Raw genomic sequence first — 13,178 nt, 5'->3', positions numbered from 1 at the left:
GTTGTCCTATGAGAGTCTGGGCAGTAGCCAATCAAAAAGGTGGCGTAGGCAAGACCACGACCACCATCGCCCTGGCCGGCCTGCTGGCCGAGGCGGGCAAGCGCGTGGTCGTCGTCGACCTCGACCCGCATGGCTCGATGACCAGCTATTTCGGGCACAACCCGGATGCCCTGGAGCACAGCTGCTACGACCTGTTCCTGCACAAGGGCAGCGTACCCGAGGGCCTGCCGGGGCAGTTGTTGCTGCCCACCAGCGATGAGCGTATCTCGCTGCTGCCGTCGAGTACCGCATTGGCGGTGCTGGAGCGTCAGTCGCCGGGGCAGAGTGGCCTGGGCCTGGTGATCGCCAAGAGTCTGGCGCAGCTTTGGCAGGATTTCGACTTTGCGCTGATCGACAGCCCGCCCTTGCTCGGCGTGCTGATGGTCAACGCCCTGGCTGCCAGCCAGCAGCTGGTGATCCCGGTGCAGACCGAATTCCTCGCGGTGAAGGGCCTGGAGCGCATGATCGGCACCTTGGCCATGGTCAACCGCTCGCGCAAGCAGGCGCTGCCCTACCAGATCGTGCCGACCCTGTTCGACCGCCGTACCCAGGCTTCGCTGGGCACCCTCAAGGTGCTGCGCGATACCTATGAACACCAGGTGTGGCAGGGCTACATCCCGGTCGACACGCGCCTGCGCGATGCCAGCCGCAATGGCGTCACGCCGTCACAGTTCGATGGCAAGAGTCGCGGCGTGATCGCCTACCGGGCACTGCTCAAGCACATGCTCACCTACAAGCCGGCCGCGCAGGTGGTTTCATGAACCGGCCTGTCGGTACCAAGCCACAACTGGCCCTGCAGTCGTACCTTGATGGGCTGTTGCAGGAGGCCACCGAGGCCGAGGATATCCTCGACCTGGCAACGCCTGCCCAGGCGCCCACGGCCAACGACGAATTCACCGCCGCCGTGCGTGAAGAGCAGGCCCGTGACGCACGCCAGCCAACCCCCGCAGCCAGGCCGTTCGCCGAGCCGCAGGTGAAGGTGCTGCCCGCCGTGATGCCGGTAGAGCAGCCGGTGGTGGCCGTGGTCGAGGCTGAAGTGGTGGTGCAGGCCAGCATCCCGGTGCTGACCGAGGTGCCGGCGCCGGAGCCGGTTGCGCCCCTGGTGGAAGTACACCTGCCAGCGGCAGGCATGGCTGACACGCCGGCCCCGCCGGCCAGCGTCGATGGCCGCCCGGCCTGGGCTGCCGAGCCGTTCGAGTGCCTGCTGTTCGACGTCGCCGGGCTGACCCTGGCGGTGCCGCTGGTTTGCCTGGGCTCGATCTACAGCCTGGAAGGCCAGGAGCTGACACCGCTGTTCGGCCAGCCGGACTGGTTTCTGGGCATCCTGACCTGCCAGGCCGGCAACCTCAAGGTGCTGGATACCGCGCGCTGGGTCATGCCCGACCGCTACCGCGACGACTTCCGCCAGGGCCTGAATTACGTGATTTCCGTGCAGGGCTACGAATGGGGCCTGGCGGTGCATCAGGTCAGCCGCTCGCTGCGCCTGGACCCCGCCGAGATCAAGTGGCGCAGCCAGCGTGGCCAGCGACCCTGGTTGGCTGGCACGGTCATCGAACACATGTGTGCACTGCTCGACGTCGCCGAACTGGCCGAGCTGATCGCCAGTGGCGCGGTCAAGCAGTTGCATGGCAAACAGAAATGACACCGAACACAACCGCCAACAGCGGATTTAGAGGGCTAGGGGAATGAAAAAGTCGTCTGCGCAAGGTTCTGAAGATCCGATCCTGCAGTGGGTAACCTTCCGTCTGGACAACGAGTCCTACGGCATCAACGTCATGCAGGTGCAGGAAGTACTGCGCTACACCGAGATCGCTCCGGTGCCGGGCGCGCCAAGCTACGTGCTGGGCATCATCAACCTGCGCGGTAACGTGGTGACGGTGATCGACACCCGCCAGCGCTTCGGCCTGATGCCGTCGGATGTGACCGACAACACCCGTATCGTCATCATCGAGGCGGACAAGCAAGTGGTCGGCATCCTGGTCGACAGTGTTGCCGAGGTGGTGTACCTGCGCCAGTCGGAAATCGAAACGGCACCGAACGTGGGTAACGAAGAGTCGGCCAAGTTCATCCAGGGCGTGTGCAACAAGAACGGCGAACTGCTGATCCTGGTCGAGCTGGACAAGATGATGACCGAGGAAGAGTGGTCCGAGCTGGAGAACATCTGAGTTGATCTTCGAGGTGGCGGTAATCTTTCTGGCGCTGCTGTGGGCCTTGAGCCTGTGGTTCTTCCTCAACTACAGCAAGCGCCAGCGCGAACTGGCGGCGCAGCAGGCCGTGGGCGATGCCCTGCGCGACCAGCGCATCAAGGACCTGGCCAAGCGCCTGGACGACTACCAGAACGGGACCGTGCGCATGGGTGAGGCCATCCATGAACTGCGCGCGACCGTGGCACCGCTGCCGGAAAAGCTCCATCAGCTGGAGCAGCGCGACCCCAACAGCGTGACCTTCACCCAGGCCGCCAAGCTGGTAGGCATGGGCGCCAGTGTGGCGGAGCTTACGGAAACCTGCGGCCTGACCCAGGCCGAGGCGGAACTGATGAGCAAGCTGCATCGCAGCGAATGAAACAGCAAAGGGCGCCTGAGGGCGCCCTTTGGTTTTCCGCTTCAGTACGCAATTTGGCACGGTCAGTGATTCAGGTTCCGCCACCCGAACCCGTTGTTGACGCGTACGACCCGTGAAACGCGAAACAGCGACTGCAGGGTGGTCTGCAGCTCTGTGTTCGACACAGGCTGCAGGTCAGCCCCCAGCAACGTGGGCGCGTTCAGCAATGGGCAGCTGAGCAGTTTGTAGAGCTTTTTCATCTGTCGCAGGGTGGGCAGGCTCTGGTCCACGGCCTGATTGAACATGCCAATGCCGGTGAGCTCGCTCAGCGCTCTGGCATAAGTTGCATACTTGGGGGCATGAGCGCCTTTGCCCGGCCAATGGGAGCTCTGCGTGAAAAAGCCAGGTCGCGTATCCAGCTGAAGGTCCATGTTGCGAATCACATTCATCAGTGTCGGGTTGCCCGGATGGCTGCCGATCACGCTGGTGTTGTATTGCTGGTGAACCCCCTTGAACGGGTTCGATGTAGGCTGCTCCAGCAATAGCCCATCGGGCGTGGTCCGCAGGGGTATGTTGCCAATCCAGTCACTGGGTGAAGCTTCATTGGTGATGCCTGCCGCCGAAGGGTGGGCCGGGGGGGCCAGCAGGTCGTTGCCAATGTCCATGTACAGGCCGCCATTCTCATGCAGCGCATGGTACTTCAGCATGTCGGTGGCGGCGGTCAGGTGGGATGAACCTCGCGCAGGGCCTTGCATGGCGGCATCGTAGTAGCGTCTGGTGTGTCCCATGTTGGCGAAAAAACCTTGTCGCTCGAGCGGCAGTACCTGCAGGTTGGGTGCGGCAACCGCCAAGGCACGGGCATTCTGGTTGAAGGCTGCGGCGTTCTGTTCGGACAGATAGAGGCAATGGCCATAACCCGCATCCCTGAGCAGCCTGGAATTGCGGGCGATGCGGGTGAGCATGTCAGGTGCAAGGAGATCGTCGCTGACCCACAGGTGCATCACACGCTTGGGAATATCTACCTGGTTTACCTCAGGCACCCTCGGTACTTCGATGGGCAGGCTTATTTCTATGCCGAGGGTGCGCAGCGTGCTTTCGCGCATGGCGTCCGTCACCACACGTGGGCCGTTGATTTCTGGCCGGTAGACACGCAAGCGGGAATTCTGGGCGATGTAGCGTTCGGGTGAGTGCTGTTCAAGATCGCTTGTTTTTACAAAGGCGTCCGTTTCGAGCTCATACACCCAATGCGTTGCCGGGTTGCTCGTGTCCACGAGCGTGTCCATGCCGACATGGGTGGTCTGGCGGCTGATCAGCATTTGGGGCGCGGGTGCCGGCAGCGGTTCGACCGGGACCGGTTGCTCGAAGAATGTCTCGAAGTTGTGACCGGTCCAGCGCGTCCTGGGTGCCCGTATCGGGCTGAGCGGGTAGCCGATCTGCCCATTGACTCTTTCGGGGGCGACGAATCCATCGAATTGAGTCTGGAAGATCTGCTTGCTGGCGCTCCAGGCATTGGCAGCCAACGGCAGGGCACATAGTGCGCCGAACGCTGCATTCACGGCGCCATCGACCTTCTCCTCCAGGTTCTTGCCATTGATGACTTCATCCAGCCCCAAGCCAAGCTGAGCGATGCCGCCTATGGCAACCACCCATCCCAGCCCAGGCACGACCAGCGTCAGTGGGGCAAGCAGGGTAATCGTCAGGTTCAGATAACCGCGCCATTTCGCCTTGATGACATCGCTGTTGGTCGTGATCAGGAACTGTGTATCTTCATAACTGCGCAGTTTTTGCCGCGTGGCAATATGACCGAACAGACCCTCGCTTATCAAAGGGCTGTATTCGTCGGTCTTGTAGTTGATGTAGTCGGTGGACCAGCCGCGGGCTGGAATGATCAGGTTGCTAACATGCACGAAACGCGGCCCCCGGTAATTGGCGAGCCCTTTGAGCGTATCCTCCAGCCCTGTGAAGTTGACCCCGGTCGACAAGTCCTGGAGACGAAAGTGCGCCATCAGTGCCTTGCGCTTTTCGGCGTCCTTGCACTGTTCCACCAGCCAGGCTTTCATCGCGTCGGCGTTTTCGAACTCGTGTAGCGGCGATGAGTTGCCAGGGATGTACAGCAAGGTCAGTCCCGAGTCCTGATCGGTGAGGCACGGGATGTCGGTGGCCACATAGCCATAGACATTCAGCATGCGTGCTTCGAACGGGCGTTCATCACCCATTGATGGTTCTCCCGCGCTGGCGATGCCAGCCGAGCGCCAGGCCAGCGCGCAACCGGCCTCGCTCAGGCTGCCTTCTTCGACCTGCCTGTTGCAGGCTGCGAGAAAGTTGACCTGGGCCAGTGTGGTGTAGTCGTCGAACGCGTGTTGCCAGTAGTTGTCGAGTTGAGCGATGTACTCATCGTGCAGATCCAGCGCCCAGATGAACGTCTGAAACGCTTGGGTATCCGTGGCGACCTGGGTTTCGCGGGAGTACTGCATGGGCTGCGACTTGCGGAACAGCCCTTGATACACGGCGTAATCGTCGAGCGTGCCGAACAGGCCGCCCTTTGGCAGTTCATCGACGATCTGCACCTGCGCCTGGGCGAAAGCCTCGGACCAGCGCTCCTGCGGCAGGCTCCAGTCGCGCAGCAGGCCGAGAAAATTGAGGGCGCTCAAGGTGCCTGGCGGAACGTGCAGCAAATTGTCGGGCTGCTCCTGCCACTTGGAAAGTACCGCCTGCGCAAGCGGTATCTGCTCGACCACCTGAGCCATCCAGCCTCCCTCGGGGTTGGGCTTGTAGTGCAAGGTCACTGCCAGCGTGGTTTCCGGGTCGAAATCCGCGCCTTGAGCCTGCGCCCACGCCTTTGTCTTTTCGAGGCTGAGCCGATCGGGGCGGGGGATCTGGGTGAGATGGTCGCGCGCGTGCTGGATGGCGCAAGGGTGCAATTGAGTCGTCATGGGCTGACCTGCCATAGTCGTGGGGCCTGCATGATGGGTGCAGGCCCCACGGCCCATGGGGTATGTATGTAGTCAGGCCGTGGCCCAGGAATGGTTGGCACCGACTCTGACCGTGCGGTTAAGCGGCAACAGGTTGCGCAGTGCCTGGTTGTAATGGTCGATGTTGACGTGCTGCCATGCGTGGATTCGCGGCATGTTGTACAGGTTCATGATCTGGCGCAGGGTGCGCAGGGCCGGCAGGCGTTGATCGACAACGCTGGAGAGCAAGTCTGGCCCGGTCAGGTAGCTCAGGCGCTTGGCGTAGCGATAGAAGCCAGCAGGGTCTTGCGCCAGGCTTGGTTTGCTGTCGTAAAAGTCCAGGTTGGCCTGGTAGCGGGAAAGCATTTCTTCGGAAATTGCCTCGAGTGTCGGGTTACCGGCATGGCTGCCGATCACGCTGGTGTTGTAGAGGCAGTTCATGCTCATTTTCTCGTTGGACATCGGCGGCGGCAGCAGCAGCCCATCTGCTGCGCTGACCAGCGCGACCTGATCGAGCGTTTCACCCGGGTTGCCGATGGCCTGCCCGTTGACTACCAGTGGCGGCTCACCCTGCGCCAGCAGGTAGTCATCCACGTCCATGTACAGCCCACCTTCATGGTGCAGCATGGGGTAGCGCAGCACATCGGAGGCTGAGGCATAGTTGCTTGCCAGTCCGCCGTTGCCGTCCAGCGCGGCCTGGTACTGGCCGTAGTATCTGCTTTGCCGGAAGCTTCGAAAGAAGGTTTGCTCTTCCAGCGGCAGAACCTGCAGGGCAGGGGCCTGCTCGGCCAGGAGACGCAGGTTTTCGGCATAGGCCGATGGCGACGCGGCGGAAAGAAACAAGCGCAGGGTGTAGGCGCTGTCGTTGGCACGTGCGGCGTTGCTGGCCAGGTTGGCGATGAGCGACGGGCTGATCACCTTGTCGCCAACCCAAAGGCAGGAGATCGTTTTCGGGATTGCCTGGCTGCCCTCGTCCGCCGCCAACGGAAAATCGACCGGCAGTGGCAAGTCGACGCCCAGCGCCCGAAGGGTACGCACGCGTGTGGCGTTGCTGACTTCTCGACCGGCAGCTGCCGGGACCAGATCGTGGCTGCCAGGGCGGGCTATATAGGCAACCGGGTCGACTTCATTGAGCGCGTTTTCCTGAATGAATGCATCTCGCTCCATGTCGTAGATGACGCGTACGTTGTAGGTATCGATACGCGCGTCGAGGTTATCGGGTGTGCCATCGTAGCGAGGGACCCGTATCACCGAGTCGGCCACGGCCTGATCGCCTTCCGGCAATGGCGGGATGGGGTCAGGGATGTGGAAGTACGGCGCGATATCGACGTCTGGCAGGTGTGGCGGTGAAAGCGGGCTGAGCGGGTAGCCGAGTTGATCGTTGAGGCGGCTTGGCACTACGAAACGGTCGCTCTTGCTTTCGAACAGTACCTTGCTGCGGGCAACCCCGTGCACGATCAGCGGCACGGCATTGAGCAGGCCCCAGGCGATGTCGGCCAAGCCGTCTTGCCTGTCTTGCAGGCCCTTGCCATTGATGGCCTGGTCCAGCCCAAGGCCGAGCTGGGCGATACCGCCAAGCGCCAGCAGCGGTGCCAGGCCAGGTACCACAAGGCTCAGCGGCGCTATCAGGTTGAGCGTGGTGTTCAGGTAGGTGCGCCAACGTGCCTTGGTGACGTCACTGTCGGTGGTGATGATGAAGTCGGCATCGTCGTAGCTGCGCTGGCGCTGCCGCTCAGCCAGGGCCTGGAACAGGTCGCCAGCGATTCTGGGGTTGTACTTGCCAGGCCGATAGTTGACATAGTTGCGGGGCGACCAGGTGCCATCGTCGTTGAAAAAGCCGTGCTCAGGTGGTAAACGATGCCTGCGGGGATACTCGCCCAAGCCTTCCAGGGCGGTATCGAGGCCACTGAAGTCCAGGCCCTGGGGGCCGTCGGCCAGTCTGAAGTGCTGCCTGAGGGCCTGGCGACTGGCGGGCGCCTTGCATTGTTGGCCAACCCAGTCCTTGAGCAGCGTCTCGCTGGCGAACTCCAACAGCGGAGCGCTGTTGCCTGGGGCGTACAGCAGGGTCAGATCGCTACTGGCGTCGTTGATGTACAACAGGTCGGTTGCGGCGTAGCCATAGATGTTCAGGGTGCTCAGGCGCAGGTCCTGGCCACGCGGCAGCAGGTCGGCGGCACGCCAGGCCAGTTGGCGTCCGGCATCGCTGAGGCTGCCTTGTGCGACCTGCAGGTTGCAGGCGGCGATGAAATTGAGCTTGCTGGACAATCGGTAGCTGTGCAGGTGGTTGCGCCAGTAATCATCCAGCATGGCTTTGAACGGCGTGTGGAAGTCCAGCGTCGCGATGAACTGCTGAAACGCCTCGGCGGCTATCGGAAGGTGCGTCGAGGCGTCGTAACGGGCGGGCTCGGTTCGCCGGAACAGGCCATTGAACACTTCGTGGGCCGCGCCATAGTGGTTGAAGGCTGGCGCCGGCAAGGTTTCGACCATGCGCAACGGGCCGTCGGGCAGGGTACCGGCCCAAGAGGGCTTGATCAGGGCGTCGAGCAGGTCGTTGCTGGATTCACCTTGCCAATTGCCCAGCAGCGCCTGTGCCAGGCTCTGGCGCTGGGTCACTGCCGCCAGGTAGGCGCGCGGGCCATCCGCGCGGTAATGCAGGGTGACGACATCGATCTGGTCGGGGTCGAGGTCGAGGCCGCGCTGGGCCAGCCACTGGCGGATCCGCCGGTTGGCCTCGCGATCGGGGCGTGGCAGGTTGCTCAAGTGGTCGCGGACGTACTGCACGCCGCTGGCGTTGATTCTGCTGGCAGACATGGAATTCACCTTGCTCGGTTGAGGAACTGGCAAGGCTGCGACGTCTGGGCTCGCTGGCTGCGTTAGATATCTACAGGGGGCGGCCTGGGGGCAGGCGCAATGGGTCGGGCGTGATGTCGCGTTCGGTGGCGGGCTCGTCGCTGAAGCCGACCGGAACCTTGCCACGCAGTTGCCAGGCGAAGGCAATGATTTCGGCGATGGTCAGGTAGAGGGCTTCGGGGATCTGTTCGCCAAGCTCCAGGCGGGCCAGCAGGCGCACCAGCTCGGCGTTCTCATAGATCGGCACTTCGTGCTCGCGGGCCAGGGCCAGGATGGCTTCGGCCAGCTCGTCGTCGCCCTTGGCGGTCAGTGTGGGGGCCTGCTGGCCATCGTAATTGAGGGCGATGGCCTGGCGCGGTTGTTTGTTGGTCATGCGGTTTCATCCACCCAGCGTTGTTCCACCCGCGTGCGCGGGCCCTGAGGTGGAATGCCGGAGTGGCATTCCAGGTCACCGACTTCCAGGCCGCGGGCCAGCAGGCGTTCGCGCAGGGCACCGAGTTGGCTGTCGATCAGCCGCGCGGTCTGCTCGCGCTCGGCCCACAGCTGGCCGGACAGGTGCCCTTGAGCCAGTTGTGCCTGGACCTGCAGCGGGCCCAGCGGGGCGAGATCAAAGGCCAGCTCGATCCGCCATAGTGCCTGCAGCGGGTCTTGCTGCTCGCGTTGGCGCTCGGCCTGCTGTTCCGGGGTTTCTTCGCGCTGTAGCTTGACCTGCAGTGGGATGAATTCCTGGCCGTGGCGCACTGGGATCTCGGTCTGCCAGGTGGTCTGCAGGTTGCCGTTATCCAGCGTGCCGGACTGTTGCAGGCTGCTCAGGGCGTGGCTCTGCAGGCGCGAGATGGCGGCGGCGGCCAGACGCAGCAGTTGTTGCAGGTCACCTTCGTTTTCCATCGCCTGCAACAGCCGGGAGGGCAACGGGAATGCGCCTGGTGGTGTCCTCGGGCTGACCCGGTCGAGCATGCCCAGCGCACTGCGGGCCATGGCTGGCAGTGCCTGCGCCAGGGTGGTGGAGGCGATTACCGGGCTGGCGGGCGCGTTCACCGATGCCTGCGCCACCAGCCTGACCAGTTGCGCCTTGAGGTCAGTGACCACGCTGGCGCCAAGGCCGCCGAGCAGCTTGGCTTCGAGGAAGGCGCCGCTGTTGTTCAGGGCCTGGGCAAGCGCCTTGCCGTCACTGAGTTGACGGGCATCCGGCAGGTTGGCCAGCAGGCTGTTGGCGGTGCTGCGCAGTTCGCCGTCGCTGCCCGGGCTGTTGGCAATCTGCTGCAGCGCACCGAGCAGGCCGGGCAGGGACGCCTGGCGACCTTGCTGAGTCAGCAGTTGCTGGGCAATGTTCAATTGTTCCTGGCGACCGCTGAGCGGCACGAAGCGCAGCGACTGGTCACCTTGCACCAGGGCGCTGAGCAGGCTGCCGATTGGCAGCGGGCGTGGGCTGTCGATGGTCAGCGTTGCGCCGGCCTGGGCCGTGTTGAGCAGGCTGACCAGCGAACGGAAGCTGGCCGCTTCGCCCAGGCTCGACATGAGTGGCTGGTTGGTCAGAACCTTGCCCTGCAGCAGGGTGCCGACCGGCACCTTGCTGGTGTCGAGCTGGGTGAGGGTGGCGATGTTGCTGGCGCTGGCTTGCTGCACCATGACGGCCAGACGATTGCTTTCAGGCTGGCTGACGGTGAACTGGCTGCCCTGCGCGAGCGGCTGGCTGGCAGTGGCCTGGACCTGGGTCTGGCTGCCGCTGGCCTGGATCACCTGTAACACCAGCTGGAAGGTACCGCCGCTCTGGCGCATCGCCAGCACTTCGGCCTGGGCGGTTTCGCCGGGTTTGAGCAGGCCGGGTTGGGCCTGGGTCAGGTTGAGCAGCTCACCGGTCAGCTGGGCCTTGATCGCCTGCGGATTGATGGCGGTTTGTGCGCCGAGACTATTGATTTCAGTCATGATTGTATACAACCTGTGGAGCCCGCCCTCTTGGCAGCGTGGCAGCACATGTAATAATGCCTGCCGCCTGTCACTGCCAGTATAACGGCAGCGAGTTGGGCGACTTGAGAAGCATATAGATAAGGCGAATCCGTGACCCTTCACCTCCAAGCCGTGGGCCTGGCCTGCGAGCGCGACTGGCGCCTGTTGTTCGAGCACCTCGATTTCGAGCTGCGCCCCGGCGACATGCTGCAGATCAGCGGCCCCAACGGCAGCGGCAAGACCAGCCTGCTGCGCCTGCTGGCCGGGCTGATGCAGCCGACTGCCGGGCAGATCCTGCTGGGTGGCCAACCGCTCGGCGAACAGCGCCACGCCCTGGCCAGCATCCTGTTGTGGATCGGCCACGCTGCCGGTATCAAGGATCTGCTCACGGCGGAGGAAAACCTCACCTGGCTCTGTGCGCTGCACCAACCGGCCACCCCTGAAGCCATCTGGTCGGCACTCGAAGCGGTCGGCCTGCGCGGTTTCGAAGATGTTCCCTGCCATACCCTGTCCGCTGGCCAGCAGCGCCGCGTGGCCCTGGCCCGGCTGCACCTGGACAGCCCGCCGCTGTGGATCCTCGACGAACCTTTCACCGCCCTCGACAAACAGGGCGTGGCGCAGCTCGAAGCACACCTGGCCAGCCACTGCGAACAGGGCGGCACGGTGGTGCTGACCACGCACCACACGCTGGAGCGCAAACCGTCCGGCTACCGGGAACTCAATCTGGGGCAATGGGCGGCATGAGCGTATTCATCCTGTTGCTGCGCCGTGAAGCGCGCCTGCTGTTCCGCCGCCCGGCGGAGCTGGCCAACCCGCTGGTGTTCTTCGCCATCGTCGTGGCGCTGTTCCCGCTGGCGGTGGGCCCGGAAAGCCAATTGTTGCAAACCTTGTCGCCTGGGCTGGTCTGGGTCGCGGCCTTGCTGGCCGTGCTGCTGTCGCTCGACGGCCTGTTCCGCAGCGATTTCGAGGACGGTTCGCTGGAGCAGTGGGTGCTGTCGCCGCACCCGCTGGCCCTGCTGGTGCTGGCCAAGGTGCTGGCACACTGGATCTTTTCCGGGCTGGCGCTGGTATTGTTGGCGCCATTGCTGGCGCTGATGCTGGGCTTGCCCAGCCACTGCCTGCCGGTGCTGCTCGGCTCGCTGCTGCTGGGCACGCCGGTGTTGAGCTTGCTGGGTGCCGTTGGCGCTGCGCTGACGGTCGGTCTCAAGCGCGGAGGTTTGTTACTGGCGTTGCTGATTCTGCCGTTGTATATCCCTGTATTGATCCTGGGCAGTGGTGCGCTGCAGGCGGCATTGCAAAATATGCCTGCCACCGGCCATCTGCTCTGGCTCGCCAGCCTGACGGCCCTGGCGGTCACCCTGGCGCCCTTTGCGATAGCGGCCGGCCTGAAGATCAGCGTCGGCGAATAACGAGTCCCGGGCTCTCAAGCCCGGCTAATACCCTGGATGTACCTGATGAAAATGAGCTGGACGTGGTTCCACAAACTGGGTTCGCCGAAATGGTTCTATGCCATCAGCGGCCGCATGCTGCCATGGCTGGCCGTTTCCGCTGTGCTGCTGCTGGTCACCGGCGTGGTCTGGGGCCTGGCCTTCGCCCCCGAGGACTACCAGCAGGGCAATAGCTTCCGCATCATCTATATTCACGTGCCGGCGGCGATGCTGGCGCAGTCCTGCTATGTACTGCTGGCAGTGGCCGGCGTGGTGGGGCTGGTATGGAAGATGAAACTGGCCGATGTCGCGCTGCAATGCGCAGCGCCCATCGGTGCCTGGATGACCGCCGTGGCGCTGGTCACCGGGGCCATCTGGGGCAAGCCGACCTGGGGCAGCTGGTGGGTCTGGGACGCACGGCTGACGTCGATGCTGATCCTGCTGTTCCTGTACTTCGGCATCATTGCCCTGGGCCAGGCCATCAGCAACCGCGACAGCGCGGCCAAGGCTTGCGCGGTGCTGGCCATCGTCGGCGTGATCAACATTCCGATCATCAAGTACTCGGTGGAGTGGTGGAACACCCTGCACCAGGGCGCGACCTTCACCCTCACCGAAAAACCGGCGATGCCGGCCGAGATGTGGCTGCCGCTGCTGTGCACGGCGCTGGGCTTCTATTGCTTCTTCGGCGCCGTGCTGCTGCTGCGCATGCGCCTCGAAGTGCTCAAGCGCGAGGCACGCGCCAGTTGGGTCAAGGATGAAGTATTGAACAGCCTGGGGCGGAGGGCCGCGCGATGAGTTTCGCTTCCTTCGGCGATTTTCTCGCCATGGGCCATCATGCCCTGTATGTCTGGTCGGCCTATGGCATCTGCCTGGCGGTGCTGGCGCTGAATGTCGCTGCACCGTTGCTGTCCCGCCGCCGCTACCTGCAAGATGAGGCGCGCCGTTTGCGCCGGGAGAACCACCAGTGAATCCGCAGCGCAAGAAACGCCTGTTCATTATCCTCGGCCTGCTGGTCGGGGTTGCGGTTGCCGTCGGCTTTGCCTTGAGCGCCCTGCAGCAGAACATCAACCTGTTCTATACCCCGACCCAGATCGCCAACGGCGAGGCGCCGCTGGACACGCGCATTCGTGCCGGCGGTATGGTCGAGAAGGGCTCGGTGCAACGTTCCTCCGATTCGCTCGACGTGCGCTTCGTGGTCACCGACTTCAACAAGTCGGTGCCGATCACCTACCGCGGTATCCTGCCGGACCTGTTCCGTGAAGGGCAGGGCATCGTCGCCCTCGGCAAGCTCAATGGCGACGGCGTGGTGGTGGCCGACGAAGTGCTGGCCAAGCACGACGAGAAGTACATGCCACCCGAGGTCACCAAGGCCCTGAAGGAAAGCGGCCAGGCGGCCAGCGGTGAGGGGGCCAAGCCATGAACG

Annotated in this window: 13 protein-coding genes; 9 read left to right on the top strand and 4 right to left on the bottom strand. The window is 63.5% G+C overall.

All coding sequences use genetic code 11. The features are described from left to right. Nucleotides 1-8 precede the first annotated feature (8 nt). Genes ACIPZ8_RS11830 through ACIPZ8_RS11815 form a run of 4 tightly spaced genes read left to right on the top strand, consistent with a single transcriptional unit; the run spans nucleotide 9 to nucleotide 2,601 of the window. Complete coding sequence (locus ACIPZ8_RS11830) at nucleotides 9-800, top strand: ParA family protein (protein WP_400722973.1); 792 nt, start codon at nucleotides 9-11, stop codon at nucleotides 798-800. Continuing rightward, complete coding sequence (locus ACIPZ8_RS11825; protein WP_400722970.1) at nucleotides 797-1,681, top strand: chemotaxis protein CheW; 885 nt, start codon at nucleotides 797-799, stop codon at nucleotides 1,679-1,681. Before ACIPZ8_RS11830 ends, ACIPZ8_RS11825 begins: the two co-directional genes overlap by 4 nt. Before the next feature lie 43 nt (nucleotides 1,682-1,724). After that, complete coding sequence (locus ACIPZ8_RS11820; protein ID WP_016393802.1) at nucleotides 1,725-2,204, top strand: chemotaxis protein CheW; 480 nt, start codon at nucleotides 1,725-1,727, stop codon at nucleotides 2,202-2,204. Nucleotide 2,205: 1 nt separating this feature from the next. Beyond that, nucleotides 2,206-2,601 carry a DUF2802 domain-containing protein gene (locus tag ACIPZ8_RS11815; protein ID WP_400722967.1) on the top strand — a complete coding sequence of 132 codons (396 nt, stop codon included), beginning with the start codon at nucleotides 2,206-2,208 and terminating at the stop codon, nucleotides 2,599-2,601. Between the two features lie 62 nt (nucleotides 2,602-2,663). Here ACIPZ8_RS11815 and ACIPZ8_RS11810 read toward each other — a convergent pair whose 3' ends face one another. From ACIPZ8_RS11810 to ACIPZ8_RS11795, 4 genes are all read right to left on the bottom strand, one after another. Further along, nucleotides 2,664-5,513 carry a dermonecrotic toxin domain-containing protein gene (locus ACIPZ8_RS11810; protein ID WP_400722964.1) on the bottom strand — a complete coding sequence of 950 codons (2,850 nt, stop codon included), beginning with the start codon at nucleotides 5,511-5,513 and terminating at the stop codon, nucleotides 2,664-2,666. A 72-nt stretch (nucleotides 5,514-5,585) separates the two neighbouring features. Further along, nucleotides 5,586-8,342, bottom strand: coding sequence for a dermonecrotic toxin domain-containing protein (locus ACIPZ8_RS11805; protein ID WP_400722961.1), 2,757 nt, complete (start codon nucleotides 8,340-8,342; stop codon nucleotides 5,586-5,588). Nucleotides 8,343-8,412: 70 nt separating this feature from the next. Beyond that, nucleotides 8,413-8,754 (bottom strand): EscU/YscU/HrcU family type III secretion system export apparatus switch protein, encoded by a 342-nt coding sequence (locus ACIPZ8_RS11800; RefSeq protein ID WP_400722958.1) that lies wholly within the window; start codon nucleotides 8,752-8,754, stop codon nucleotides 8,413-8,415. Next, nucleotides 8,751-10,307, bottom strand: coding sequence for a flagellar hook-length control protein FliK (locus ACIPZ8_RS11795; RefSeq protein WP_400722955.1), 1,557 nt, complete (start codon nucleotides 10,305-10,307; stop codon nucleotides 8,751-8,753). Before ACIPZ8_RS11795 ends, ACIPZ8_RS11800 begins: the two co-directional genes overlap by 4 nt. 132 nt (nucleotides 10,308-10,439) lie before the next feature. Between ACIPZ8_RS11795 and ccmA the strand changes: the two genes are divergently transcribed. The 5 genes from ccmA to ccmE are packed head-to-tail and all read left to right on the top strand — an operon-like array spanning nucleotide 10,440 to nucleotide 13,175. Continuing rightward, complete coding sequence (gene ccmA / locus ACIPZ8_RS11790; RefSeq protein ID WP_400722952.1) at nucleotides 10,440-11,072, top strand: cytochrome c biogenesis heme-transporting ATPase CcmA; 633 nt, start codon at nucleotides 10,440-10,442, stop codon at nucleotides 11,070-11,072. Then, nucleotides 11,060-11,737 carry a heme exporter protein CcmB gene (ccmB, locus tag ACIPZ8_RS11785; RefSeq protein WP_013973563.1) on the top strand — a complete coding sequence of 226 codons (678 nt, stop codon included), beginning with the start codon at nucleotides 11,060-11,062 and terminating at the stop codon, nucleotides 11,735-11,737. The genes ccmA and ccmB overlap by 13 nt, the downstream gene beginning before the upstream one ends. A gap of 45 nt (nucleotides 11,738-11,782) precedes the next feature. Then, on the top strand, nucleotides 11,783-12,550 hold the full coding sequence (locus ACIPZ8_RS11780) for a heme ABC transporter permease (protein WP_159411485.1): 768 nt from the start codon (nucleotides 11,783-11,785) through the stop codon (nucleotides 12,548-12,550). Beyond that, entirely contained in the window at nucleotides 12,547-12,723 is a 177-nt protein-coding gene (gene ccmD, locus ACIPZ8_RS11775) for a heme exporter protein CcmD (protein WP_400722949.1), read from the top strand. The genes ACIPZ8_RS11780 and ccmD overlap by 4 nt, the downstream gene beginning before the upstream one ends. Next, complete coding sequence (gene ccmE / locus ACIPZ8_RS11770; RefSeq protein ID WP_400722946.1) at nucleotides 12,720-13,175, top strand: cytochrome c maturation protein CcmE; 456 nt, start codon at nucleotides 12,720-12,722, stop codon at nucleotides 13,173-13,175. The genes ccmD and ccmE overlap by 4 nt, the downstream gene beginning before the upstream one ends. Nucleotides 13,176-13,178 lie beyond the last annotated feature (3 nt).

The organism is Pseudomonas sp. NPDC089422 (assembly GCF_044749405.1).
GTDB lineage: Bacteria > Pseudomonadota > Gammaproteobacteria > Pseudomonadales > Pseudomonadaceae > Aquipseudomonas.
Note: the sequence above shows the minus strand (reverse complement) of the source record. Positions and strands in the feature narration are given on the sequence as shown.